Annotated in this window: 23 protein-coding genes and 1 tRNA gene; 14 read left to right on the forward strand and 10 right to left on the reverse strand. The window is 65.6% G+C overall.

From position 1 onward, the window contains the following. Window positions 1-77: 77 nt before the first annotated feature. The 4 genes from IEW02_RS09120 (at window position 78) to IEW02_RS09135 (ending at window position 2672) form a co-directional block, all read left to right on the forward strand. Complete coding sequence (locus IEW02_RS09120) at window positions 78-782, forward strand: hypothetical protein (protein WP_188544492.1); 705 nt, start codon at window positions 78-80, stop codon at window positions 780-782. Window positions 783-849: 67 nt separating this feature from the next. After that, window positions 850-1278: an ImmA/IrrE family metallo-endopeptidase gene (locus IEW02_RS09125; RefSeq protein ID WP_188544493.1), complete on the forward strand. Its 429-nt coding sequence runs from the start codon at window positions 850-852 to the stop codon at window positions 1276-1278. Between the two features lie 14 nt (window positions 1279-1292). Then, window positions 1293-1511 (forward strand): DUF3263 domain-containing protein, encoded by a 219-nt coding sequence (locus IEW02_RS09130; RefSeq protein WP_188544494.1) that lies wholly within the window; start codon window positions 1293-1295, stop codon window positions 1509-1511. Continuing rightward, window positions 1512-2672 carry a tyrosine-type recombinase/integrase gene (locus tag IEW02_RS09135; RefSeq protein ID WP_188544495.1) on the forward strand — a complete coding sequence of 387 codons (1161 nt, stop codon included), beginning with the start codon at window positions 1512-1514 and terminating at the stop codon, window positions 2670-2672. It begins immediately after the preceding gene. A gap of 174 nt (window positions 2673-2846) precedes the next feature. On the opposite strand, the gene IEW02_RS09140 is transcribed toward IEW02_RS09135, so the two are convergent. Further along, window positions 2847-3329 (reverse strand): PAS domain-containing protein, encoded by a 483-nt coding sequence (locus IEW02_RS09140; protein WP_188544496.1) that lies wholly within the window; start codon window positions 3327-3329, stop codon window positions 2847-2849. A gap of 266 nt (window positions 3330-3595) precedes the next feature. Here IEW02_RS09140 and IEW02_RS09145 point away from each other — a divergent pair, with 266 nt between their 5' ends. Continuing rightward, window positions 3596-5428, forward strand: a complete 1833-nt coding sequence (locus IEW02_RS09145; protein ID WP_188544497.1) for a putative bifunctional diguanylate cyclase/phosphodiesterase — start codon at window positions 3596-3598, stop codon at window positions 5426-5428. Here IEW02_RS09145 and IEW02_RS09150 read toward each other — a convergent pair. Continuing rightward, window positions 5397-7532 (reverse strand): molybdopterin-dependent oxidoreductase, encoded by a 2136-nt coding sequence (locus IEW02_RS09150; RefSeq protein ID WP_188544498.1) that lies wholly within the window; start codon window positions 7530-7532, stop codon window positions 5397-5399. The two genes, IEW02_RS09145 and IEW02_RS09150, sit on opposite strands and share 32 nt — an antisense overlap. 40 nt (window positions 7533-7572) lie before the next feature. Between IEW02_RS09150 and IEW02_RS09155 the strand changes: the two genes are divergently transcribed. After that, the gene (locus tag IEW02_RS09155) at window positions 7573-8388 is read left to right on the forward strand and encodes a serine hydrolase domain-containing protein (protein ID WP_188544499.1); all 816 of its coding nucleotides are present in this window, start codon (window positions 7573-7575) and stop codon (window positions 8386-8388) included. 126 nt (window positions 8389-8514) lie between these two features. Next, window positions 8515-9027 (forward strand): DUF3145 domain-containing protein, encoded by a 513-nt coding sequence (locus IEW02_RS09160; protein WP_188544500.1) that lies wholly within the window; start codon window positions 8515-8517, stop codon window positions 9025-9027. 146 nt (window positions 9028-9173) lie between these two features. Here IEW02_RS09160 and IEW02_RS09165 read toward each other — a convergent pair whose 3' ends face one another. From IEW02_RS09165 to aceE, 6 genes are all read right to left on the reverse strand, one after another. After that, a complete protein-coding gene (locus IEW02_RS09165; RefSeq protein ID WP_188544501.1) occupies window positions 9174-10607 on the reverse strand; it encodes an acyl-CoA carboxylase subunit beta in 1434 nt (477 codons plus the stop codon). A gap of 80 nt (window positions 10608-10687) precedes the next feature. After that, the gene (locus IEW02_RS09170) at window positions 10688-11938 is read right to left on the reverse strand and encodes a KasA/KasB family beta-ketoacyl-ACP synthase (RefSeq protein WP_188544502.1); all 1251 of its coding nucleotides are present in this window, start codon (window positions 11936-11938) and stop codon (window positions 10688-10690) included. A gap of 8 nt (window positions 11939-11946) precedes the next feature. Beyond that, window positions 11947-12243 (reverse strand): meromycolate extension acyl carrier protein AcpM, encoded by a 297-nt coding sequence (gene acpM, locus IEW02_RS09175; RefSeq protein ID WP_188544503.1) that lies wholly within the window; start codon window positions 12241-12243, stop codon window positions 11947-11949. 88 nt (window positions 12244-12331) lie between these two features. Continuing rightward, window positions 12332-13240 carry an ACP S-malonyltransferase gene (locus tag IEW02_RS09180; RefSeq protein WP_188544504.1) on the reverse strand — a complete coding sequence of 303 codons (909 nt, stop codon included), beginning with the start codon at window positions 13238-13240 and terminating at the stop codon, window positions 12332-12334. 128 nt (window positions 13241-13368) lie between these two features. After that, window positions 13369-14727, reverse strand: coding sequence for a PucR family transcriptional regulator (locus IEW02_RS09185; protein ID WP_188544505.1), 1359 nt, complete (start codon window positions 14725-14727; stop codon window positions 13369-13371). 77 nt (window positions 14728-14804) lie between these two features. After that, on the reverse strand, window positions 14805-17543 hold the full coding sequence (gene aceE / locus IEW02_RS09190; RefSeq protein WP_229745998.1) for a pyruvate dehydrogenase (acetyl-transferring), homodimeric type: 2739 nt from the start codon (window positions 17541-17543) through the stop codon (window positions 14805-14807). Window positions 17544-17908: 365 nt separating this feature from the next. On the opposite strand from aceE, the gene IEW02_RS09195 reads away from it, so the two are divergent. The 4 genes from IEW02_RS09195 (at window position 17909) to IEW02_RS09210 (ending at window position 20798) form a co-directional block, all read left to right on the forward strand. Further along, entirely contained in the window at window positions 17909-18331 is a 423-nt protein-coding gene (locus IEW02_RS09195; protein ID WP_188544507.1) for a DUF3052 domain-containing protein, read from the forward strand. Beyond that, entirely contained in the window at window positions 18328-18792 is a 465-nt protein-coding gene (locus IEW02_RS09200; protein ID WP_188544508.1) for a peroxiredoxin, read from the forward strand. The genes IEW02_RS09195 and IEW02_RS09200 overlap by 4 nt, the downstream gene beginning before the upstream one ends. Window positions 18793-18819: 27 nt before the next feature. Continuing rightward, window positions 18820-18894 (forward strand) — tRNA-Val (locus tag IEW02_RS09205). A 38-nt stretch (window positions 18895-18932) separates the two neighbouring features. Further along, window positions 18933-20798, forward strand: coding sequence for a Na+/H+ antiporter (locus IEW02_RS09210; protein ID WP_188544509.1), 1866 nt, complete (start codon window positions 18933-18935; stop codon window positions 20796-20798). 37 nt (window positions 20799-20835) lie between these two features. Here the strand turns inward: IEW02_RS09210 and IEW02_RS09215 are convergent, their stop codons facing one another. Then, a complete protein-coding gene (locus tag IEW02_RS09215; RefSeq protein ID WP_188544510.1) occupies window positions 20836-21489 on the reverse strand; it encodes a response regulator in 654 nt (217 codons plus the stop codon). Beyond that, window positions 21486-23144, reverse strand: coding sequence for a sensor histidine kinase (locus IEW02_RS09220; protein ID WP_188545247.1), 1659 nt, complete (start codon window positions 23142-23144; stop codon window positions 21486-21488). The genes IEW02_RS09215 and IEW02_RS09220 overlap by 4 nt, the downstream gene beginning before the upstream one ends. A 187-nt stretch (window positions 23145-23331) precedes the next feature. Here IEW02_RS09220 and IEW02_RS09225 point away from each other — a divergent pair, with 187 nt between their 5' ends. Genes IEW02_RS09225 through IEW02_RS09235 form a run of 3 tightly spaced genes read left to right on the forward strand, consistent with a single transcriptional unit; the run spans window position 23332 to window position 26207 of the window. Then, entirely contained in the window at window positions 23332-24705 is a 1374-nt protein-coding gene (locus IEW02_RS09225) for a CitMHS family transporter (RefSeq protein ID WP_188545248.1), read from the forward strand. 12 nt (window positions 24706-24717) lie between these two features. After that, the gene (locus IEW02_RS09230) at window positions 24718-25116 is read left to right on the forward strand and encodes a universal stress protein (RefSeq protein WP_188544511.1); all 399 of its coding nucleotides are present in this window, start codon (window positions 24718-24720) and stop codon (window positions 25114-25116) included. A 2-nt stretch (window positions 25117-25118) separates the two neighbouring features. Next, window positions 25119-26207 carry an AbrB family transcriptional regulator gene (locus IEW02_RS09235; protein WP_371829944.1) on the forward strand — a complete coding sequence of 363 codons (1089 nt, stop codon included), beginning with the start codon at window positions 25119-25121 and terminating at the stop codon, window positions 26205-26207. The last annotated feature ends 36 nt before the right edge of the window (window positions 26208-26243 follow it).

A 26243-nucleotide genomic window follows, 5' to 3' on the forward strand; every position in this document is an offset into this window, starting at 1 on the left:
ATCGGCGTGCCGAGACGGTAGACGGCTCGGTGTCGGGTCTCGTTGACGCTGCGGAAGCGATCCAGAACGGTTGAGTCATGAGCGAAATTTGGAACATCATCCAGTCACATCTCGACAGCGTCGGCGTCTCCGAGGCCGAGTTCGCGCGTCGGATGAACAGCAGTCCGCAGACCCTCAACTCGTGGAAGAAGCGCGGCCTACGCCAGCTCCCCGACAAGCGTCTGCTGAACGCGGTGTCGGAGCTGACGGGCGTGGGGTACCTCGCCGTACTGCGGGCAGCGCTCGTCGACACCGAATATCTGCTCGCCACAGCGGAGCCAGAAAGCATCGGCGGCAGCAAAGCCCGCCGATCCATGCTGAGCCTGGTGCTGGCGATCGAGGCCGTCGAGGACCAGGTCGGGTCGATCGAGACGTACGCCGACGCGTCCGACCCGGATAGCTACGAGCAGCTGAGCTCGGACGTCGAGAACCTCGTGGACGAAGTGGGCGGCCTTACCGTCCGTGCCCGGCGAGCGGCCATCGACATGTTCGGCGACGAAGCGTCGTTCGCGGCCGCGCTGGCTGAGCGCAACGCGAGAGCTCGCGCGGGGGCGGCTCGTGCCGGCCGAGCGATCACTGGCCGGCCGGAAAAGATGCAAGATGCTCGAGCCGAGCGCAAGCCTGTCAACGCTGCAGACTCGACTTCGGACAATCAAGGTCGACAAGTTGACTACGAGCTAGCGCGACGCGACGGCGAAACGGAAGACGAAGCACGCGAGCGGCTTGGAATTCCCTACGACTGACAGCAAAACCGCAGGTCGGCTAATTACACCTGCGTAGTTTGTCGGTACCGAACCGCAGAGTGTGCTCATGACTCGATGGCACCCGTGGAGACACCTCCGCACCGAGCACCCTGATGTCGACGTGGAGTTCCACCGACACGACAGTGGGTGCCTCGGCCGGTGGTTGAACGGCAGCATCGAGATCAACCCACGATCCAATCAGCGGGAACGACGGTGCACCCTCACGCATGAAATCGTGCACCTCGAGCGTGGACCGGTCCCGAACGACGTGCGATTGGCGCGGCGGGAGGAGACCACCGTCGACCGCCTCACAGCGCATCGCCTGATTGCGCTCGACGCGCTCATCGACGTCCTCGCCTGGAACCGCTACCGGGTGGACGACGAAGCCGCCGAAGAACTGTGGGTCGACCTACCCACCCTCATCACTCGGGTGCGCACCCTCACCGACGAAGAACGCCGATACATCGACACAGAACTCTCCCGGAGGCAGCCGTGAACGCAACACAGAGAATGATGCTCGACTTCGAGAAGTCGTACTATCACCACGCTGGATCGAAGGAAGAACAGATCCGAGAGACGTTCGACCTCAAGCCTATTCGGTACTACCAGCTTTTGAACCGGCTGCTCGACGAACCGGAAGCGATGGCCGCCGAACCGCTGCTGGTGAAACGGTTGAGACGACTTCGTGACAGCCGTGCGCAGGCGCGGCGGCAGCGGAAGGAAGCGTAGATGGCGTGGGCAAGGAAACTGCCGTCCGGGAAGTGGCAGGCGTGCTACCGCGACAGCGCCGGCGGGGTCCGCACCGCGGGCACCTATCCGCGGCAGAACCAAGCGAAGAACGAAGCTGCGGCCGCCGAGAAAGCGGAGCGGGATCTGCCCACCCCAGCCGAAGCTGCGCGACTCACCTGGGGAGACTGGCGGCCCCGCTGGGAAGCGTCACGCATGATCGCCGCGTCCACCGCCCGCGCTGACGCCCGACGCCTCGACATCCACTTGCAGCCTTATTGGGGCAAACGGGTGCTGCGGTCCATCACCTCGGAAGATGTTCAGCAGTGGGTGAAGGTGATGGCGGGCACCACCACGGCGCGCGGGCAACGGATGGCCCCAGCCACCGTCACGCTGTGCTACAGACTGTTCTCCAACAGCATGAAGGCAGCGGTGAAAGCGCGAGTCCTCGCGGCGACACCGTGCCAGCAGATAGCGCTACCTGAGGCCGGCCCCGCACCGGACCGGTACCTCGAGGACGACGAAGAGGTCGCGATTTTCGAGCACCTCGACGCGCGCGACCGGTTCGCCGCCGAACTTCTCGTGGGTACCGGCATGCGCCTGGGCGAAGGATTCGGTACGCATTGGGAGTCAGTGGACCTGGTGCGCCGCACTGTTCTGGTCAACAGGTCGTTCGATGACGGCGGCGGCATCATGAAGGCGCCGAAGTCGTACGCGCAGCGGGTGGTGCCCATCTCGATGAGGTTGGCGGAGTTGCTGCGGGAGGAACTGGGGGAGCGTGGCCCCGGTCGGCCGGCGCCGATCGATTACGGGGATGCGTTGCGGGCGCGCACTGGTTTGGTGCTTCCTGGGCGGGATGGGATGCCGATGGATTCGCACGCGTTCCGGAAGCGGTTCCATCGTGCTGTGGGGTGGGCGTCCACTGGTCCTGATGATGCGCGGCTTCCGGTGGGTCATGTGCGGGTGCACGACCTGCGGCACACATATGCGTCGCGGTTGGTGCGCGCGGGTGTGCCACTTCTGCAGGTGAAGGAACTACTGGGGCATTCGTCGATCACGGTGACGGAGCGGTACGCACATCTGGCGCAGTCGCAGTGGGATGGGGTGCGGGCTGTGCTTGATGGGCCGGGTCGTGCTGCAGGTCGTGCAGCAGAAGCGTTGTGATTGATTGTGGGTGAGTGTCGGTGAGTGTGGTTTCAGATCCGGCACATAGTGCCTCTGACGTGGGAGAATGTCGCTCAGTGTGCGTGAGTGTTAGTGAGCTGAATAGCTCTCATAATCCATTGGTCGCGGGTTCGAGCCCCGCCCGCCCCACCGTGATCGGAACGAAACGCCAGGTCAGCCGAAGGCGTGTGCCCACGTGACGGTGCGGTCGGTCTCGGCGTCGTCGTCGATCGGGGTCGACACGATCACCGTGAACTGTCGCCCTGCGACTCGGGCGACGCTGATGTCGAGCTCGACGGAAATCGAATCGCCGTTCTTGCGAATCAACCGAACCCGAGCGGCTGCTCGTTCCGTCTCCGACGTGACGACCGGGGTGGCTGCGGCGTGCAGCAGGTGTGCGTCCTCGGGATGGACGATGTTCGGAGTCTCCATCACGGAGAGCTCACCGCGTTCGTAACCCAGCAGGGAAGTGCACGACGGGTTGAACAGCACCAGCGCACCCTGCTCGTCGTGCACCGAGGTGGCCTGGCTGCACGTGACGATCAAGTAGAAGAATGCCGAAAGTTCAGCGTTGGCGGAGTTATTGGATCCGGTGGCCGAATCGGCGCGCTGCGCCTCGTCGAAACTCGGCATCGAGCCGTTTTCCGTGCTCTCCATGAAAATATTTTGGCACAAACCATTCGTCCGTGTCATGCGGTCTCGATCGAGAGTCGGTCCGATCGACGTCGATAGAAGAACCGCGGGTAACTCAATGCCTGTTTCAAGCCTGTCCCGTCGCTGTTTGAACGCGCATTGCATACCGATCGACAGGTAACGAGCCGGCATCGTCGTTCTGCCGCGAGAACCACGAAACGCGTGGCGAGCGCGATGTTGATCAACGAACTGTAGGCTCCGCAGAATCAGTTTCTCCAGAAGGAGGGAACGTGCCGCGCCGGCCTCTCGACGTCTTGGTCGCCGACGTGGCTTCGCGTCTCATGGGCGTGGACGCCACGACGGTCGACCATGCCTACCGGGTGATTCTGCGCGATCTCGTCGAATATTTCGACATCGATTCCTGTTTTCTGCGCCACAACGATCACATTCGGCGCGCGACGATTCTGGTGGCGGAATGGCCGCCTCGCGAGCACATTCCGGATCCGGATCCGCTCGGTGTGGTGTTCTTCGACGATGCGGATCCGATGTTCGCGGCCATCGAGTATCAACGCGATGTGGGCATCTTCCGGCCTTCCGACCGGAGCGGCGGTGCTCGGGGCACGGGATCCACCGCGTCGGCTGTCGTGACGACCACGATGGTCTCGGTTCCTCTCGTGGCGGGTGGGCGTCCGACCGGCATCCTCGGATTCGTGCGTTTCGGCGATCGTGACTGGCCGGAGGACGATCTGGCGGCGCTCAAAGCGATCGCCACGCTTCTCGCCCAACTGCAGGAGCGAGTGTCGGCCGAAGACCGGCTGCGTTTTCTCGCGCTGCACGACGACCTCACCGGATTGTCGAACCGCCGCAGTCTGACCGCTCATCTGGAAGGTCGGCTCGCGATGGGACATCCGGGCCCTGTCGCCGTTCTCTTCGTCGATCTCGACCGACTGAAGGCGCTCAACGACTTCCTCGGCCACGTTGCGGGCGACCAGTACATCCAGGCTGTCTCGAAGCGGTTGCAGGAGAGGTTGATTCCCGGCGACTTCATCGCCAGGCTCGGTGGAGACGAGTTCGTGATCGTGCTCGGGGGGTCGCACACTCGCGACGAGGCCATCGCACGAGCGGCCACCGTCCGAGAACTGATCTCCGAGCAGGTGGAACTGGGTCACGAGCGGGTGAGCCGAAACGCAAGTATCGGTGTCTACGTGGCCGATCCGGGAGCGATCACCGCCAACGAGGCCGTTCTCGCCGCCGACCGGGCCGCGATGGAGGCGAAAGCCGCCGGCGGAAATGCGGTGATGGCGTTCACCGACCAGATGCGGTCCGAGAGCGATCTGCGCAACGACATCGAAATCCACCTGCAGGCGGCCATCGCGGGCGATGCACTGCTCCTGGACTTCCAACCGGAGGTCGACCTGCGCACGGGGCTGATCACGGCCGTCGAGGCCATCGCCGCATGGGATCACCCGACGCGTGGGCGACTGCAGTCCGCCGATTTCGTTCCCGTGGCGGAGGCGACGAATCTCGCCGGCCAACTGGGGAGATGGGTCATCGACAGCTCGTGCGCAGCTCTGGCCCGCTGGCGGTGCGAGGGCGCCAACCACGATGTGATCGTGCGAACCAACGTGTCCCCGGCCCAGGTGCTCAGCGCCGATTTCGTCCAGTCGGTGGCCGACACGCTGCTACGTCACGCTGTGCCGGGCAATCGGCTCTGCCTCGAGGTCACGGAAGTAGCGGTTGTCCACGACATCGTGCGTACCCGCATCGTCTTGGCCAGACTGCAGGATCTCGGAATCCGTATTGCCATCGACGATTTCGGTACCGGGTTCAGCTCGCTGCTCCACCTCAAGGAACTGCCGTTCGACGTGCTGAAGATCGACCGCGATTTCGTCGTCGGTCTCGGGACCGAAGCCGACGATCTGGTGATCGTGCACGCCACCGTCGAACTGGCACGCTCGCTAGAGCTGGACATCGTCGCCGAGGGGTTGCAGTCGGAACGGGCGGCGCGAATCCTGTTCGACCTCGGCTGTTTTCACGTCCAAGGCGCCTACGTGTCCAACCCGGTGGACGAGAACACGTTCGTCCGATTGCTTAAGTCGGCGGAGCCGCTGGTGACGCTGTGACCTCCACCGGCACACCGTTCAGGATGGCGTTGGCCGATACAGCGTCCACCTGATCGGGGTCCGTCAGGTCGTTCATGCTCGGCCCCGCGACGCCGGTCGCGACGGACAGCTTGCTTCCCGACTTTCCGTGCCCGAAGCCGTGCGGCAGGCTCACCACCCCACGCATCATCCGATCGCTCGCCGAGACCTCCACGTCGACGACGCCGGCGGCCGAGACGACCCGAGCGAGAGTGCCGTCGCCGATGCCGCGGGCGGCCAGATCCTCGGGATGCGCCAGCAGGTGATGGCGCGGTTTCCCTTTGACGAGTCGCTCGGAGTTGTGCATCCAGGAGTTGTTGCTGCGCACGTGGCGTCGACCGATCAGCAACAGTCCCGAGGTGGGCGTCTCGGTCAACAACGCGGCCAACTCCGGTAGGTGCGAGGTGATGGTCGGTTGCATCAACGAAATTCGCTTGTCCCGGGTCTTCAGTTTGCCGGGCAGACCCGGCTGCAACGGCCCGAGATCGATGCCATGGGGGTTCTTGCGCAGAGCGGAGACGGACAGACCCTTACGCGCGCGGCGCAGCAGAAGGTCGATCGACGCGGTGGGAGACAACCGGAATCGAACCTCGCGTACCACCGAACGCGGGTGCAGCCGCTTCAGGACATTCGAGTTGCGGCGCGCCGTGTAGCGCAGAGCGAGATCGCGGAAAATCTCCCAATCATGCTTGGCGCCATCAGGTTTCGGCAGTACGGCAGGGGAGAGCTTGGCGGTGTTGCGCACCGCGAACGTGTGGAAGATCAAATCGTAATGATCACGTTCGAGTGCTGACGTCGGCGGCAGAATCACATCGGCGTGCCGAGAGGTCTCGTTGACGTAGATGTCGAAGGACACCATGAAATCGAGCCCGGCAAACGCCTCGTCCAAACGCTCCCCACCCGGCATCGACAGCACCGGATTGCCCGACGAGACGACCATCGCCTTGATCTGGCCCTTGCCCTCCGTGGTGATCTCGTCCACCAGAGTCGAACACGGCAGCTCACCCGCGAACTCCGGAAGATCGCGAACTCGACTGCGCCACTTGTCCAGATGACCTCGGCCGATCACCCCCGCCGACACCAGGGAGATGGCCGGATCGGTCATCATCGTGCCGCCCGGGCGGTCCAGATTTCCGGTGATGATGTTCAACACCTGAATTGCCCACTGGCACACCGACCCGAACCGCTGCGTCGACACGCCCATCCGGCCGTACACCGCCGCGCGGTCCGCACCCGCGAGATCCGCCGCGAGAGCTCGGATCTCGGCGGCCTCGATGCCGACCACGGGGGCCACGGCCTCCGGGGTGAACGTGAGAACGGCCTGCCCGACCTCCTCGAGCCCATCGACGTACGGTGCGGGAGAGGCAGAACCGTCGGAGATGATGGTGTGGATGAGGGCCAACAGAAGGTAGGCGTCGGTCCCGGGCCGAATGAAGTGGTGGGTGTCGGCGATGTCGGCGGTCTCCGTGCGGCGGGGGTCCACGACGATCATTCGTCCACCGCGGGCCCGAAGTGCCTTGGCGCGCTTCGCGAAATCGGGCACTGTCATCATGCTGCCGTTCGACGCCATCGGATTGGCGCCGAGCACGAGGAAGAAGTCCGTGTTGTCGATGTCGGCGATCGGAAGCAGCAGTTGATGCCCGTACAGGAGTCGATTCGCCAACTGATGGGGAAGCTGGTCCAGGGACGTCGCCGAATACCGGTTGCGAGTGCGGAGCAGGCCGAAGAACGGGATGCCGTGCGTCATCGCTCCCAGGCTGTGCACGTTCGGATTTCCGGCGTAGACGCCCACCGCGTCGGCGCCGTACTTCTCACGCACCCCCACGAGTCCGTCGACGACGAGGTCGTAGGCCTCGTCCCATCCGATCTCCTGCCACCCGTCGTTCGTCCTGCGAACGGGGCGACGCAGGCGGTCGGGATCGGAATGGATGTCGACGAGCGCCGTGGCCTTGGGGCAGATGTGGCCGCGGGAGAGCGGATCTTCCTTGTCACCGCGGATGGACTGCACGACGCCGTCGGCAACGGTGAACTCGAGTCCGCACATTGCCTCGCAGAGGTTGCAGGAGCCGTAGGCAGTGGTGGTCATGCGTTCACGGTAACCGGGCGCCGACTCGTAGGCTGCCGTAGTGACTTCTTTGACTGCACTGGACGACTGGCCTGTTTCGTCGGTGGCGGCTGCCGTGATCGGCGACGGCTGGATCGACGGGACGTACGGCGACATCGACGCGGTCTACGAGTTGGCGTCGGTGACCAAGTTGCTCAGCGCGTACGCGGTATTGGTGGCGGTCGAGGAGGGTGCGTTCGAACTCGACGACCCAGCTGGTCCGGAAGGATCGACGGTGCGGCATCTGCTGGCACACGCGTCGGGTCTCGCCTTCGGTGAGCGTCGGGTGCAGAGCCCGCCCGAGACCAAGCGCATCTACTCCAGCGCGGGGTTCGAAGCGCTGGCCGACTTCACGGCGGAGAAGACCACGTTCACGTTCGCGGACTACCTGCAGGAGGCGGTACTCGATCCGTTGGGGATGACGCGAACGTCACTCCCCGGCCCGGCCGGGCACGGGGCTCGCTCGACCGTGTCCGATCTCGCCGCCTTCGCCGGGGAACTGTTGAACCCGACGCTCGTGTCGGGGGAGACGCACGCCCTCGCCGTGTCCGTGCAGTTCCCCGGTCTCGACGGCATCCTGCCCGGGTACGGATCGCAGCGCCCGAACGACTGGGGACTCGGTTTCGAGATCAAGTCGCACAAGGATCCGCACTGGACGGGGGCTCGCAACTCCGAGGGCACCTACGGGCACTTCGGTCAGTCGGGGACGTTCCTGTGGGTCGATCCGGTGGCTCGGCAAGCACTGGTCGTGTTGACGGACCGTGACTTCGGCGACTGGGCCAAGCCGCTGTGGCCGGCGCTGAGCGACAGCACTCTGCCAGGTTCGCCACAGCAATAACATCCGACGCGCCGTACGACTGGTGTAACAGGGGTAACTCGAGGCACACTGGGGAGTAACGGAAACACCAGTGCAGACGCAAGGTCGTTGGGGAAGACGTCCCTCGTCGAAGCTGGAGGTAAACCGGTGCATGGAATGAACCAGTTCGCGGAGGCGACAACGGGTGTCGTGTACATCCACTCGTCGCCTGCCGCGCTGTGCCCGCATGTCGAGTGGGCCCTGTCCGATGCACTCGACTGCAGGGCGAATCTGAAATGGTCGACGCAACCCGCGTACGACAACCAACTCCGAGCGACCACCAACTGGGTCGGACCGGTCGGAACCGGCTCACGACTGGCGAGTGTGCTGCGCTCGTGGCAGATGTTGCGCTTCGAAGTGACCGAGGATCCCAGTGACGGTGTCGACGGTGAACGCTTCTCGCACGTACCCGGACTAGGCCTGTGGCACGGGACGACCAGCGCGAACGGTGACGTGACCGTCGGGGAGCAACGACTCAAGTCCATCCTCGAGCGCGGTGCTGCCAACGTGGCCGGTGAGCTGGAGTACGCCTTGGGTACGGCGTGGGACGAAGCGCTCGAACCGTTCCGCCTCGGCGGCGTCGGCGCAGAGGTGACGTGGTTGGCGCGGAGTGCGGGGTAGGGCTGGTTTTTTGGACTCAGGGGCACAATCGGTCGATCTGTCGACGTGAGGGTGCCCCTGAGTCGGAACGGGGCACATGAGTCAGGGGCACACTCGGTCGGTCTGTCGATGTGAGGGTGCCCCTGAGTCGCAGCCGGTAGTAGCGCCTACAGCGGAATGTTCTTGTGCCGCCCACGGCGAGCCGGCGCATCGGCCAATGCGCGGGTGATGATGCTGCGGGTCTTGGAGGGATCGATCACTTGATCCACGACGCCGATCGCGACGGCCCGGTCCACGCCGCCGGCGATGGCTTCGTGTTCCGCGGTCAACCGGTCGTGCAGGTTCTCGCGCTCGTCGTCGGGCGCCGCTGCGAGGGCCTTCTTGTGCAGGATGCCCACGGCCGCTTTGGCTCCCATGACTGCGACTTCGGACTCGGGCCAGGCGTAGACGGCAGTGGCGCCGAGCGAACGGGCGTTCATCGCGATGTATGCGCCGCCGTAGATCTTGCGGGTCACCAGGGTGACGCGGGGGACCTTGGCTTCGGCGAAGGCGTGCAACAGCTTTGCGCCGCGGCGCACGACGCCTTCCCACTCCATGCTGACACCGGGCAGGTACCCGGGGACGTCGACGATGACCACCAGGGGGATGCCGAAGGCGTCGCACAGGCGCACGAATCGTGCTGCCTTCTCGGCACTCTCGGAGTTGAGGCACCCACCGAGCCGAATGGGGTTGTTGGCGATGACGCCGACGCTGCGGCCACCGAGTCGACCCATACCGGTGACGATGCTGCGCGCCCAGCCGCCCTGGAACTCCTCGAACGATGATTCGCCTTCGACGTTGTCGAGCAGCTCGTGGATGACGGGGTGGACATCGTAGGCCCGCCGGTTCGATTCGGGCAGAAGCGCTTTGAGGTCGGTGTCGCCGTGTGCGGCGGCCGCGAGGTCGAACGTCCCCTGCTCGCTGAACATCGACACCAGGCGCCGACCACGAGTGAGGGCGTCGAGTTCGTCGTGCGCGACGATGTGGCAGACGCCGGACTTCTTGTAGTGCGTGTCGGGGCCGCCGAGCGAGTTCATGTCGACCTGCTCGCCGGTCACGGAGCGGACGACGTCGGGTCCGGTGACGAACACGCGGCCTTCCGGGGCCATGATGACGACGTCGGTCAGGGCCGGGCCGTAGGCGGCGCCGCCCGCCGCGAACCCGAGGACGACGGAAATCTGCGGGATGTGGCCGGACGCGCGGACCATGGCTTCGAAGACCAGGCCGACGGCGTGCAGTGCCTCGACACCTTCGGCGAGCCGAGCTCCACCGGAGTGCCAGATTCCGACGATCGGGGCCTCTGTGTCGATGGCCTCGTCGATCGCGGCGACGATGTGTTTGCAACCGTCGACTCCCATGGCGCCGCCCATGACGGTCGCGTCGGAGCAGTAGGCGATGGTGCGAACGCCGTCGATCTCACCGGATGCGGCGAGGACTCCGGACTTGTCGCGGGTGTGAAGCGGAACGGTGCTGCCTGCGTCGAACAATTTCTCCAGCCGCAACAACGGATCCCGAGGATCGGCCGAGGAGTTGGAGCGGGTGTTGGGGGCCAAGACGGTCATCGCGTTCTCCCTCTACTGGGCTCGAGCGGGGGCCGTATGAACACCGACCCCCACCCGAACCTGTTGCTACCGAACGGTTCTCAGAACCGACCGAAGGCGAGCGCTACATTGTGCCCACCGAACCCGAACGAGTTGTTCAACGCGAAATCGAACTCGCCGCGGCGGGCTTCACCCGATACGACGTCGAGATCGATTTCTGGATCCTGGTTTTCCAGGTTCAGTGTGGGAGGGATGACCCCGTCCCGCAGGCTGAGCACTGTCAGAACCGACTCGAGTGCGCCGACGGCGCCGATCGAGTGTCCCAGGGCCGACTTCGGGGCATACACGGCAGCCTCGGTGCCGACCGCAGCCGTGATGGCCTTGGCCTCCGCGGTGTCACCGATGGGTGTCGCCGTGGCGTGTGCGTTGACGTGCTTGATGTCGGACTTGGCCAGACCGGCGGTCTCCATCGCACGCTTCATCGCACGCGCAGCGCCGGTTCCCTCCGGATCGGGGGCCACGAGGTGGTACCCGTCGGAGGTGATTCCGGCACCGAGAAGTCGTGCGTGAATGGTTGCTCCGCGAGCCTTCGCGTGGTCCTCGGACTCGATGACCATCAACGCGCCGGCTTCACCGAAGACGAAGCCGTCACGATCCTTGTCGAACGGACGCGATGCGCCCTTGGGATCGTCGTTACGAGTGCTCATCGCGCGCATCATCGAGAAACTCGCGATCGGCACCGCGTCGATGTACCCCTCGACTCCGCCGGTGACGACGATGTCGGCGTCACCCATGACGATCATGCGCCACGCGTGAGCGATGGCTTCGGAGCCCGACGAACAGGCGGACACCGGCGTGATGACGCCGGCGCGAGCACCGAGTTCGAGGCCCACGACGGCCGACGGGCCGTTGGGCATGATCATCTGGACGGACAGCGGGGACACCTTGCGGTAGCCGCCCGCCTTCATCTTGTCGGTGGCGTCGACGAGAGCATCGCCGCCGCCGAGTCCGGTGCCGATGACTACGCCGAGCCGTTCGTGGTCGACCTCCGGGCTACCGGCGTTCTTCCACACCTCTTTGCCGAGCACGTACGCCATCTGCTCGACGTAGCTCATGCGCCGCTGTTCAACGCGACTCAGAAGCGACGTCGGGCTGACGGCCAGGTGCCCCCCGATCTTGACTGGCAGGTCGTACTCGGTGATGAAATCGTCCTCGAGTACGTCGATGCCGCTCTCGCCGTTCAGCAGGCCTTTCCACGTCGCGTCGACGTCACCCGCAATCGACGTGGTGGCAGCAAGGCTGCTCACGACGACGTTACGGAAGCCCCCATTGGCTGTGCTTGGCGTAGTCACGGCTTATCTCACTCGCCTTCGATTTTGGCCTTGATCGCCTGTGCAGCATCCGGGTTCTCGGCTTCGAGCTTCTGGATGTACGAGACGGCGTCACCGACGGTCCGCAGGCTGGCGAGATCCTCGTCCGGGATCTTGACGCCGTACTTGTCTTCGGTCTGCACTGCGATCTCGACCATCGAGAGAGAGTCGATGTCCAGGTCGTCGACGAAGGACTTCTCGATCGTCACCTCGGACGGCTCGATGCCGGTGACTTCCTCGATGATCTCCGCGAGTCCGGCGATGAGTTCTTCCTGAGTGGCGGCCACTGAGTGGCTCCCTTCTGATTCGTGTGAAGCTGCGATGTACAGCGTGGATCGCGCGGCGTCGTCGCCGCGGTCCTTACTTGGGGCCGAGCTAGGAGAGCTCGGCCAATCCGGAAATATCTTCCGGGGTCTTGAGGGCACGGGTCGTGGTGCCGCGCATCTCGCGCTTGGCAATACCGACCAACGTGCCGGCGGGCGGCAATTCCACCAGTGCGGAGACCTCGGCCTCGCGCAACGTCGCAGTACACAGGTCCCAACGGACCGGACGGGTGACCTGCGCAGCCAACTTGTCCAGCGCGTCGGCGCCCGAGGTGACCGGCTTGCCGTCGGAGTTCGACAGCAGGGTCGTGACGGGGTCGGACGGGGTGATGGCGGCAGCAGCGGTGGCCACTGCATCCTGCGCGGGAGCCATGAAGCGGGTGTGGAACGCCCCGGCAACCGGAAGGGCGCGCACACGTGCCTTCTCCGGCGGGTTCGCAGCGAGTTCCGCGAGTGCACTCAGCAGGCCCGCGGCGACGATCTGGCCGGCGGCGTTGCGGTTGGCCGGTTCGAGACCCAGTTCGGCCAGACGATCGAGGACGTCGTCCTCGTCACCTCCGAGTACGGCGGACATGCCGGTGGGTTCGAGGGCGCACGCTTTCGCCATCTCGGCTCCGCGGACCGCGGCGAGCATGACGGCCTCGTCGGAGGAGATGACGCCGGCGACGGCTGCGGCGGCCAGCTCACCGACCGAGTGCCCGGCGGCGATGAGGCTCGACGGCAGTTCTCCGCGGTTGCCGATCTCCTCGTAGGCGAGCAGTGCCGCCGCAACGACGAGCGGCTGGGTGACGGCCGTGTCGGTGATTTCCTCCGCCGTGGCGGTGGTGCCGAGGCGAGTCAGGTCCAGTCTGGACGCCTTCGACCACAGTGCGAGCCGGTCCGCCGCGCCGGGCATTTCGAGCCACGACGTGAGCATTCCGGGAGTCTGGGAGCCCTGGCCGGGCGCAAGCAACGCGATCACGGGTCTAAGAGAACACTGTGAAAGGGCCCGGGGAGCATGTCCTACGCGATGAACTCTGAAGCCCGTATTTGTCAGAACCCTACAAAAGGCCAGAGAACCGGACTGCATCGTTATCGAGCCCCGGGGTGTTACCTCAGCAGGTCGCCCATTGGGTCAGATGTTGCTGTTGTGATCAATGACGAAGATTCGTTACGTGATTGGGTCAATCGTCCTACGGTAGCGGCGACTCGAAGCACGTACGCGTCTCGCGCGTTGGTTGGATCACGGCCTGTGACTTCGGCAATACGCTTGAGGCGATACCGCACCGTATTTGGATGAACAAACAGTGACCGCGCACAGGTCTCGACCGCGCCGCCCGAGTCCAAGTAGGCGTCGAGGGTGTCGGCGAGTGCCGATCCGGCGGCCGCGAGGGGTGTCACGATGGCGTCGCCGAGCGTGGCGATCGCGGCGGAGTCGCCGAGAAGAGCCCGTTCAGGCAGCAGTTCGCCGGCGTGGACCGGTCGGGGAGCGCCGCGCCATCCCACCACGGCTGCCATTCCTGCGAATGCCTCGAGCGCGCTGCTGTGCGCGGCCCCCAGCGTGCGGGTTGTAGGACCGATCACAACGGGCGACTCGGAGAAATTGCTCATCAGGTCGTGCAGGAACGCGGTCCCGGTCGCGGACCCGTCGATATGTCCGCTGACCACCATCACCAGTCTGGTGCCCTGAACGACCGCTAACGCGGCGCGGCCGTGCTTCTGGGCGACGGTGTGCACCGTTCCGACCACCGACACGCCCTGATTCGGCGGCGGCGAGCCGACGAGGACCGTCGCCGGCGCTGTCGCGTCCCAGTTGAGCGTCGCCGCGCGCGAGAGCATGTCCGACCCGGTGTCACCGCGCACCACGGCGTCGACGACGAGCGCTTCGAGCCTGGTGTCCCAGGCTCCACGCGATTCCGCGGCACTGGCGTAGACGGAGGCGGCGGCGAAACCGAGTTCGCGGCCGTATCTCAGAATCGCCTCCGTGAGGGCGACGAGCTGCTGGTCGTTACGGGCCAGCGCGGGCAGCCACTGCTCGAAGAACTCCATCGCAACTCGAACCATGTCGACGGTCTGTCGCAACGTCAGTCGGCGGGCGAGGTCCTGGGGGATGACCTGGAACGCGTCGAGGCTGAAGCGGATGTCGCTCTCGGGGTCCTGCAACCACTCGAGGAAGTTGACGATGGCCGTCTGGACCAGCAACTGAACGCTGGCTCGCTGTGCCGCGTCCAGGTCACCGACGAACGGCAGCTGGTCCTGCATCGACGTGATGGCCTCGGTGGAGAGCCGTCCGGAGAATTGCTTGACCCGCCGCAGCAGCGCGTCGGGGAGCGGGACTCGATTTCGGGGGGTTCGGCGCAGACCGGATCCGAAGATGTGACCGTCGTTCGCGTAGTGGTCCCGAGTCTCGGGAAGGTGCACCGGGACCTCGTCCCGCGGCACCGTGTCGTCGGCGGGGGTGTCGGCCATGGGAAAAACCTACGCCGACGACGGCGCCCCGCGGTGACCGACATCGCCGGTCACCGCGGGGCGCGGTCGAAGGGAGATCAGGCGACGCCGGGATCCGACGTCGACACCGGAGCTGCCAACACGTTGTCGATCTGGTACTTCTTCGCGGCTTCGATCGCCTTCGACGCATCGATTTCGCCCGACTTTCCGAGGGCGGCCAACGCTGCGACGACGATGGACTCGGCGTCGACGTTGAAGTGTCTGCGCGCAGCAGTGCGGGTGTCGGAGAAACCGAACCCGTCCGTGCCGAGAGTGACGTAGTCGCCGGGAACCCACTGACGGATCTGGTCGGGAACGGCCCGCATCCAGTCGGAGGCCGCGATGAACGGACCGTCCGAGTCGTTGAGCTTCTGCGTCACGTACGGCACCCGGAACTCCTCGTCGGGATGACGCAGGGCGTGGGTCTCCGCCTCCACACCGTCACGGCGCAGCTCGCTCCACGAAGTGACCGACCAGACGTCCGCCGACACTCCCCAGTCCTCGGCGAGCAGCTCTTGCGCGCGCAGGCCCGACGGCATGCCGACGCCCGAGACGAGCAGCTGTGCCTTGGGGCCGTCCCCGGACCCCTTCTTGTAGAGGTAGATGCCCTTGAGCAGTCCCTCAACATCGAGGTCCGCCGGCTCGGCCGGTTGCTGGTAGGGCTCGTTGTACAGGGTGATGTAGTAGAAGACGTTCTCGCCGCCGAAGCCCTCGACACCGTCGGTTCCGCCGTACATCCGACGCAGCCCGTCCTTGACGATGTGTGCGATCTCGAACGAGAACGCCGGGTCGTAGGCGAGCGCAGCGGGGTTGGTGGACGCGAGCAACAGTGAGTGTCCGTCCGCGTGCTGCAGACCTTCACCGGTCAGCGTGGTGCGACCGGCCGTGGCGCCGAGCACGAATCCGCGGGCCATCTGATCGGCTGCCGCCCACAGGCCGTCGCCCGTGCGCTGGAAACCGAACATCGAATAGAAGATGTACAGCGGGATCATCGGCTCGCCGTGGGTGGCGTACGAGGTGCCCACCGCGGTGAACGACGACGTCGAGCCGGCCTCGTTGATGCCCTCGTGCAGGATCTGCCCGGCCGAGTTCTCCTTGTAGGCGAGCATCAGCTCGGAGTCGACGGACGTGTAGAGCTGACCGTTGCGGTTGTAGATCTTTAGCGAGGGGAACCACGAGTCCATACCGAACGTGCGGGCCTCGTCGGGAATGATCGGCACGATGCGGTGTCCGATCTCCTTGTCCCGCAGCAGTTCCTTCATCACACGCACGAGCGCCATCGTCGTGGCGACCTCCTGCTTGCCGGACCCCTTCATGATCGACTTGTAGGTGGAGTCGGGCGGCATCGGCAACGGCTTCGCGTCGGTGCGCCGCTCGGGGACGAACCCACCGAGCACCCGACGACGTTCCTGCATGTACTGGATTTCCGGTGCGTCCGCACCCGGGTGGTAGTACGGAGGCAGGTACGGATCCTTCTCGAGCTCCTCGTCGGAGATCGGGATGTGCTGAATGTCGCGGAACGCCTTCAGATCGTCGAGCGTGAGCTTCTTCATCTGGTGCGTCGCGTTGCGTCCCTCGAAGTGCTTGCCGAGGGTGTAGCCCTTGATGGTGTGCGCCAGGATGACCGTCGGCTGGCCCTTGTGCTGCATCGCGGCCGCGTAGGCGGCGTGCACCTTGCGGTAGTCGTGCCCACCGCGCTTGAGGTTCCAGATCTCGTCGTCGGTCAGATCCTTGACCAATTCCTTCGTGCGCGGATCGCGACCGAAGAAGTTGTCGCGGACGTACCCGCCGTCGTTGGCCTTGTACGTCTGGAAGTCGCCGTCGGGTGTGGTGTTCATCAGGTTCACCAGCGCGCCGTCACGGTCCTTGTGCAGGAGCGCATCCCACTCGCGTCCCCAGACGACCTTGATGACGTTCCAGCCGGCGCCGCGGAAGAACGACTCCAGCTCCTGGATGATCTTGCCGTTGCCGCGGACCGGGCCGTCGAGGCGCTGCAGGTTGCAGTTGATGACGAATGTGAGGTTGTCGAGGCCCTCGGTCGCGGCCACGTGCGCGAGACCGCGGGACTCGGGCTCGTCCATCTCACCGTCGCCGAGGAACGCCCAGACGTGCTGGTCGGACGTGTCCTTGATTCCCCGGTCTTCGAGGTAATGGTTGAAGCGGGCCTGGTAGATGGCGTTCATCGGTCCGAGGCCCATCGACACCGTCGGGAACTCCCAGAAGTCGGGCAGCAGACGCGGGTGCGGGTAGGACGGCAGGCCGCCGCCCTCGTCCGCGTGGCTGTATTCCTGGCGGAAGCCGTCCATCTGCTCCGGCGGGATACGACCCTCGAGGAACGCGCGGGCATAGATACCGGGGGAGGCGTGGCCCTGGATGAAGATGTGGTCACCGCCGCCGGGGTGATCCTTGCCGCGGAAGAAGTGGTTGAAGCCGACCTCGTACAGCGCGGCCGACGAGGCGTAGGTGGAGATGTGGCCGCCGACGCCCACACCGGGACGCTGCGCGCGGTGCACCATGATCGCGGCGTTCCAGCGAATCCAGGCGCGGTACTTGCGCTCGGCACTCTCGTCGCCCGGGAACCACGGCTCGTTCTCGGTGGGGATGGTGTTGACGTAGTCCGTCGACGTCAGCGCGGGAATCGCAACGTGCTTCTCGCCGGCTCGCTCGAGCAACCGCAACATCAGATATCGCGCACGCGCCGGGCCGGAACGGTCCAGGAGCTGGTCGAACGACTCCATCCATTCACCGGTCTCGTCACTGTCGATATCGGGGAGGTACGAGGCCACCCCTTCTCTGATGACACGGACCCGCTCGCTCTTACCGCGATCCCGACCGGCCTCCGGCCTTCCCGCAGGTGCGTTCTTCTCGCTCGTCGACTCCGACAACGTCTTTATCTCCTCGATGTGGTGGCTGCACGGTGGTGCATCCGATCCTGCGACTCGGCTGTGTGACGCCGGGCCGCATAATCCCCTGACGGTGATCCTCGTCAATCCTGCTACATCGGAGCCGTCCTGGTACATCAGGTCGCCGAATGGGTAGCCCTGAAATTAATGAACACCGAAACGACGTGCCAGCTTGCGCTGAGGCGTCCGACCCTGTTCGCTTTCCCTAATCGCACGACACCCAGCACCCGAGAACACCCAGATCAGAGGAGGACACCACCGTGGTCGCCGCGGCCGACGCCCAGAATTTTGCTCAGAAGCTCGGAATTACGCGAGACATGGTGGTCCAGGAACTGGGTTGGGACGAGGACACCGACGAGGACATCAGGGCCGATGTCGAGGAGATGATCGGCGCCGAGACCCTCGACGAGGACTCCGACGAGGTCATCGACGTGGTCATCCTGTGGTGGCGCGACGGTGACGGTGACCTGGTGGACGCGTTGATGGACGCCATCACGCCCCTCGGTGACGAGGGTTTCGTCTGGGTGCTCACTCCCAAGACCGGCCAGTCCGGGCATGTCGAACCCAGCGAGATCGCCGAGTCGGCGCCGACAGCGGGGCTCACGCAGACCTCTGCCGCGAACCTGGGACTGTGGTCCGGGAGCCGATTGGTGCAGCCCAAGGCTCAGCCGACCAAGCGATGACCACCGAGGTGGGCGCGCTCGCGCCCGATTTCACGCTCAAGGATCAGAACAACCAGGACGTGACGCTCTCGTCGTATCGCGGCTCCAAGAACGTGCTGCTCGTGTTCTACCCGCTGGCGTTCACCGGCACGTGCCAAGGCGAGCTGTGCCAGGTGCGGGACGAGCTGCCGAAGTTCGAGAACGACACGACGGCAGTGCTGGCCGTCTCGGTCGGTGCGCCGCCCACCCACAAGATCTGGGCAGCCGAGCAGGGGTATCTCTTTCCGCTCCTGTCGGACTTCTGGCCGCACGGAGCGGTTGCCCAGGCGTACGGCGTCTTCAACGACAAGCTCGGGTTCGCCAATCGCGGAACCTTCGTCATCGACACCGAGGGCATCGTGCGCTTCGCCGAGATGATGGGCCCCGGGGAGGCTCGTGACCAGGGAGCTTGGGAGAACGCGCTGCTCGCGCTAGATTCCTAGATGCTTGCAGTGTCCGAGGAACTTCAGGGGCGTATAGCTCAGCGGTAGAGCTCTGGTTTTACACACCAGCGGTCGGGGGTTCGAACCCCTCTGCGCCCACCAATCACGCGTCCCTCGACCGGGCGGTGCAGAATCACCAAGTGGAAATAGCTGTCTTTCTCGTCGCGCTCGTCGCCGGCGTTCTCGCCGTCACCGCGTTCGCTGAACGCCTCGACATCCCGCCGCCGCTGGCACTCATCGTGGTGGGCGTTGCGGCGTCGTACGTACCGGCGATGCCGGAAATCCGCCTGGAGCCCGAGCTTGTGCTCATCGGCCTGCTGCCGCCGCTGCTCTACGCCACGGCTATCCAGTCCTCTCTGGTCGACTTCAACGCGAACCGGCGGTCGATCCTGCTGCTGTCGGTCGGCCTCGTCGCGTTCACCACCGTGGGAGTGGGGGCGGTGGTGCATCTGATCGTGCCGAACATCTCGTGGCCAGCCGCGCTCGCCATCGGCGCTGTCGTCGCGCCGCCCGATGCCGTCGCCGCCACCGCGATCGGGCGACGGATCGGGTTGCCTCGGCGCATCGTCACGATTCTCGAGGGTGAATCACTGCTGAACGACGCCACCGCGCTGGTGGCCCTCAGCACGGCGATCTACGCGCTGAGCAACTCCGTGCACCCGTGGACGATCGGGTTCGACTTCCTCCTCGCGGCCGGTGGCGGCATCGTGGTCGGTCTCGCCACCTTCTTCGTGGTCGCCAAGATCAGGCGCCGACTCGCGAATCCTGTTCTCGACACTGCGATTTCGCTCGTGATTCCGTTCGCCGCCTACCTCGTGGCCGAAGAGATCCACGCCTCCGGTGTCCTCGCCGTCGTCATCTCGGGTCTGTTGCTCGGTCACAAGGCCCCGATTCTGCAGTCGGCGCAATCGCGCATCGCCGAACGAATGAACTGGCGAACAATCGCCTACATCCTCGAGAACGCCGTCTTCCTCCTGATCGGTCTGCAGGCGTCGTGGCTGCTCGCCGATGTGAGCAAGAGTTCGCTCTCGGCGGTCACCATCGTCACCGTCTGTGCGTCGACGCTCGTCGCGGTGATCGTGCTGCGCATGGTCTGGGTGTACCTCGCACGATGGGTGCTGGTGCGACCCGGTGCCGATCGCGTCACCGGAACCAAGCCGTCCTGGCGTTACACCCTGCTCCTCGGTTGGGCCGGGATGCGCGGCGTGGTCACACTCGCTGCCGCGTTCGTCATCCCCGCCGGAACGCAGGACCGAGAGATATTGCTGCTCATCGCATTCACCGTCGTGGCCGGCACACTCTTCGTTCAGGGACTGTCGCTGCCGTGGCTCGCGCGCCGGCTCGAGGTGCCGTCGCCCGACCCCATGGACGACGCGCTCGCCCGCGCCACGTTGCTGCAGCAGGCGTCCAAGGCCGGTTACAAGGCGTTGGACGAGCTGGAGTACGAGGATCCGCACGACGTGGAAGCGCTGATCCGCCAACGTGTCGATCAGCGCAACTTCGCCGCGTGGGAGCGTCTGGGCACCACACCCGATCAGGAGACGCCCAGCGAGCTGTACTCGCGGGTACGGCAGACCATGATCGACGCCGAACGTCACCGAATTCTGGAAATCCGCAGGTCCGGCACCGTCCCGTCGGAAGTGATCGGGGAGGTGTTGGCGATGCTCGACGTCGAGGAATCGATGATCGACCGGGCCGACGAAGCACGCAGCGACATCAGGTCGTCCAACATGCTGCGGGCGGGGCACAGCAAAAGTTGCGATGAACTGGATCGATACCCGGAGGTCGACACGCAGTCCGACGGCATCTGCCACGAGTGCGTGCGCGACGGTACCGAGTGGGTCGCGCTTCGGCAGTGTCTCGAATGCGGGCACGTGGCGTGTTGCGACTCCTCACCCAAACAGCATGCGACGGAACACTTCCACGAAACGACGCACCCGGTGATGGAGTCGGCGGAGCCGGGGGAGAGTTGGCGGTGGTGCTTCGTGCATCACTACACGGCGTGATGTGCGGGAAGGCCGCAGGCCGGCCGGGTCAGCGTCGTCAGCCGGCCGTGTACTCCTGCTCCGGCCTCCCGGTCGACCCGTATCGAAGCTGCATGCGCAGGCGCTGCTTCGACACGAGTGCGGCGAGATAGCGCTGCGCGGTGGCTCTGGAAATGCCGATCGCGGTCGCGACCTCGCCGGCCGACATCGGGGAGTCGGCACCGCGCACGGCCGTCAGAACCAGGTCTCGGGTCACGGTGTGCGATGCAGCGACATCGGGTTTGGCGACAGCTCGCAACGCCTCCAGCGCCGCGTCGAGTTCGGGTTGGCTGATGTCGTCCGGTCGGTCCACGGCGCCGCGGTAGCGCGCGTACGCCTGCAATCGGTCGACCAGTGCCGATCGCGGGAACGGCTTGATCAGATAGGTGTACGCCCCGGCCGTGACGGCCGATCGGATGGACGCGCTGTCGGCCGCAGCGCTCAGAACGATTGCATCGCAGTGCAATCGGCGCACCAGGTCGATTCCCGAGCCGTCGGGAAGGTAGACGTCGACCAACGCGAGGTCGAACGAGGTGGTGGCGAGCAGTGCGTCAGCTTGTTCGATGCTGTTGGCCTGCGCTGTCACTGCGAACCCGTCGAGTGAATCGACAAGGCTTGCGTGAAGATTGGCCACTCGGAAGTCGTCGTCGACGACGAGTACGGACAGGCTCATACGTCGGCTCCGGTCGTCAGGGCGTGGGGGAGACGGGCGATGAACACCGCTCCGCCGCGGGTGTTGTCGGGGCCGGGCCGGCCACCCGAGTCGGCGATCCGGATGTCCCCACCGCGGCTACGCGCAATCTGCCGACTCAGGGCGAGCCCCAGCCCGCGGCCGCCCGGCGCCGTCGTCGTGCGCGTCGTGACGCCTTCGGTGAACGCCGACTCGGGGTCGAGCTCGACACCGTCACCGGTGTCGGCGACGGTGATGTGCAATGTGGAGTCCTCCTGTAGCAGTTCGACTTCGACCTCCGCGGGCCGTCGCGCTCCGAGGCGAGCAGCGTCGACCGCGTTGTCGATCAGATTGCCGACGACCGTCGTGACGTCGACAGGCACCGCGACCGCGTCGCTGACCCAGGTGTTCTCCCCGAGCAGCAACCGCACGCCGCTTTCCCTGGCGTGCGCGGCCTTCGCGGTGAGGAATGCGCTCAGGTAGGGGTCGGACACCGTGTCGATGCCGCTCAGCGACTCGGCCCGCGGCCCTACCCCGAGTATCTCGTCGATGTATTCGGCAGCACGTTCGGGGTGCTCGTCGTGCAGCAGCCCGGAGATGAGATGCAACCGATTCGCGAATTCGTGGCGTTGCGCTCGAAGCGCCGAACTCATCGACTGCACCGCATCGAGTTGGCGGGTCAGGGTGTCGACGTCGGTGCGGTCACGCACGGTCAGCACGGTTCCGAGGTTCCGTCCGTCGCGCATCACCTGCCGCGCCGACGCAATCACCACTCGGTCCTCGACGGAGGCGAGCAGAGGTTCGCCGGTGGCGTCGGCGATGACGTCCGACAGGCGCGGTGTCAGCCCGATGGTTCCGACGTCGGATCCGACGTCGCCGGCGATGGCCAGCAGCGTTCGTGCCTCGTCGTTCACGACGGTGACCACTCCCGCGGCGTCGACGGCGACGACTCCTTCGCCGATTCCGTGCAGCACCGCCTCCTGTTCGCGCACCAGCTCGGTGAGCTCCTCCGGTTCGAGGCCGAGCGTCAGCCGTTTCCACCGCCGCGCCAGGAGAATGGAGCCGAGGACACCGAGAGCGAGGACCGCGCCCGTGACCAGACCGCCGTTGACGAGATCGCGAAACAGCTCTCCGCGGACGGCGGTGGTGGAGATTCCGACGCTGATCTCGCCCGCGACCACCTCGTCCGAACCCGGCTGGAACACAGGCACTTTCGCTCGGACGGAATCACCGAGGGTGCCGCGCTCCTGCTCGACGACCTCGTTCCCCGCCAGGGCCGCCGTCGGGTCGGTGCTGACCACCTGACCCAGAACGGTCGGATCGGGATGCGCCAGCCGAAGGCCACGATCGTCGGTGATGACGACGAACAACGCGTCGGTTCGCACCCGGTAACTCTCGGCCGCTCGCTGCAACGACCCGTTCGCCAGGACCGCTGCCGGCGCGGCGGGAGTGCCCGCAGTGTCGGCGGTCGCGAACTGGGTCACCTCGGAACGCACTTCGGGATCAGCCGCCACCGCGCGGGCAATCGCGAGTGCGCGTTGGCCGTATTCGTCCGACAGACGTTGCCCACTGGTGAAAGCGAACGCGGCGAAGGCCGCGAGCAGGGTGAACGCGACCAAGGCGGCCTGCAGCAGCAGGACCTGGGTCCTCAGCCGGATGGATCGCCTTCCCGCACGCACGTCCCCAGGCTAGTCCGAGACGGTGAGCACAATGCGCAAAACTCGCGGGAACGTCGGTTGCGCGGGTAGTGCGCACAAGCGAGGAGATGTGACGGCTCGCACGTAACTTCGGTCACAACCCCCGGGCCGAGTGGCCCAGAGAACACACCTCGACAAGGAGTTCACGATGTTGGTGATCCTCGGCTTCCTGATGGTAGCCGCGTTCATGTTCCTGATTCTGACCAAACGAGCGACGCCCGTCGTCGCCCTGACCTTGGTGCCCGTCATCTTCGGTCTGCTCGCCGGAGCCGGTCTCGGCATCGGTGACATGATCACCGACGGCATCAAATCCCTCGCCCCGACGGCAGCGTTGCTGTTCTTCGCGATCATCTTCTTCGGAATCATGATCGACGTCGGGCTGTTCGACCCGCTGGTGCGCGGCATCCTGCGCCTGGTGAAGAACGACCCGATGAAGCTCGTGGTCGGCACCGCGGTGCTCGCCATGGTCGTCTCCCTCGACGGCGACGGATCGACCACGTTCATCATCGTTACGTCCGCACTGCTGCCGCTCTACCTCAAACTCGGTGTGAGCCCGGTGATCCTGACCGTCGTGGCCGGCCTGGCCAACGGCACCATGAACATCATCCCGTGGGGCGGACCCACCGTCCGCGCCGCATCGGCACTCGGAATCTCCCCGTCCGACGTCTTCATCCCGATGGTCCCCTCGCTCATCGTCGGTCTGATCATCGTGGTCCTGTTCTCGATCCACCTCGGCATCATGGAGCGCCGTCGCCTCGGCTCGCTCGTCTTCGAGAATCAGCTCGTCAAGCAGGGTGCAGGAACGTCGAAGACCACGACCGGCGGCGGAACCGGAGACGGTAACGACGACGGCGGCGACACCGGACGCTTCATCGACGGCCTCGACCCGAACCGCGACACGCTGCGCCCGAAGTTGCTGTGGTTCAACGCGATCCTGACCGTCACGCTCCTCGTCGTCCTCGTCATGGACATCCTCCCGATCCCGGTGCTCTTCATGATCGCCGCCTCGATCGCGCTGACGTTCAACTTCCCGAAGGTCAAGGAGCAGGGCGAGGCAATTGCCCGGCACTCCTCCTCGATCGTCTCGGTGGTCGCGATGGTTCTCGCCGCCGCCATCCTCACCGGTGTCTTCCAGGGAACCGGCATGGTCGAAGCGATGGCGCAGTGGCTGCTCAACGTCATCCCGTCGGGAATGGGCCCCTACCTTGCCGTCATCACCGGTGTCCTGAGCCTCCCGCTCACCTTCTTCATGACCAACGACGCGTTCTACTTCGGCATCCTCCCCGTGCTCTCGGAGACCGCCGCGAAGTACGGCATCGAGCCGGTCGAAATGGCACGCGCCTCGATCACCGGCCAGGCAGTCCACCTGCAGAGCCCGCTGGTCCCGGCCATCCTGCTCCTGGTCACCCTCGCCGGCGTCTCGCTCGCCGACCACCACAAGAAGGTTCTGTGGCGAGCGGCCGTGGTCTCGATCTCCATGCTGGTCGTCGGCGTCCTCGTCGGCCAGATCCCCTTCGGCTGAAACGGTTAGCACATGAGTGTCGCAGTACTGCACAGTAACTCGGCCGAGGGCCGTGTCGCCCTCACCGAGGCGGTTCGAGAAGCACGGACCCGCTCCACCGACCTGATCGTCCTGCACGCGTTCTCCGGCTCGCAGGCCGCCGAAGAGAGCGAGGCGGCGGCTGTCGAGAACGCGGTGACCGCAGCGTTCTCGGAGATCGAATCGGCCGGAGACCTCGTCTGGAGCGTCTCCACCGGCCAACCGGACCCGGACGCCACGTCCACCCTGCTGGCCATGATCGACAAGGCCGATGCCGAGCTGGTGGTGGTCGGATCCCGCCACCGCTCCGCCGTCGGAAAGTTCCTGATGGGTCAGCCGATTCAGAGGCTTCTGCTGGAATCGCGGATTCCGGTGTTGCTGGTCAAGTCTTGAACATCGCTCCACCCCGTGCGCGCTACCTCCACCGTGGGGTAGCGCGCACAGCGCTGCGCTGGGTGGGTCTGGCGCTGGTCTCGACCGGTGGGTGGTTCCTGTTCGACGCGCTCGGCCTGACCGCGCCGTCGTTGTTCGCAGCCCTGGTCGTGGCTGTCGTCTTCGCGCTGACGGGCATCGGTCCGCGACGGCTCCCGAGGCCGCTGTCGATGGCCGCGCAGGGGACGCTCGCGGTGACCATCGGCTTGATGGTCGACACGGAGACGTTGAGCGCGTTGGGCGACAACTGGATCCCCGCAGTCCTCGTCGGTCTGGCGACACTCGTCGTCAGTGCGGGCTGCGGCGCACTGTTGGCCCTGCATCGGGACGTGGACCCGATCACCGGCGCGCTGGCCCTGATCGCGGGTGGCGCAACGGGATTGGTTGCCATCGCCAAGGAGCTCGGCGGGGACGAACGGATCGTGGCCGTGGTGCAGTACCTCCGCGTGGCGCTCGTGGTGGTCACGATGCCGCTGGTGGTGACATTCGTCTTCCACGAGCAGTCGTCGTCGGGACCCACAGTCGCGGAGGACGGATCCTATTGGTGGGGAACGGTGTTCCTCCTCGGAGCCATCGTGATCGGCGTGGCCGTCGGCACCCTGATCCGGCTTCCCGCACCGGCCACGCTCGGGCCACTGTTCGTGGCGGGCACGTGCGAGCTTCTCGGGTGGCCGCAGAACATTGCCGTCCCGGAGCTGATCCTGCCGATCGCGTTCATGGCCATCGGCTGGCAGGCCGGGCTCGCGTTCACCATGGCGAGCCTGCGCGCGATCGGTCGCATCTTCCCGTACGCGGCGGCGCTGGTGCTGGTGATCGCCGGCATCTGCGCGCTCCTCGGGTGGGCTCTGTCTGCGACCACGGGCGTGTCCATGCTGACCGGCTACCTCGCCACGACGCCGGGTGGGCTGGCAGCTGTGCTGGCCGTGTCCGCGTCGACGGGCGCGGGGGTGACCTTCGTGGCGTGCGTGCAGCTGATCAGGCTGGTGTCGATGCTCGTGTCCGCACCGGTGGCGGCCAAGTTGTACGCGAGGCGGGCGGCGAAGCGTGCGTGATGGGTGGGGAAGCGTGTCCGATACGCACGCCCCGTC

It is taken from the genome of Rhodococcoides trifolii, from assembly GCF_014635345.1.
GTDB classification, from domain to species: Bacteria; Actinomycetota; Actinomycetes; order Mycobacteriales; family Mycobacteriaceae; genus Rhodococcoides; species Rhodococcoides trifolii.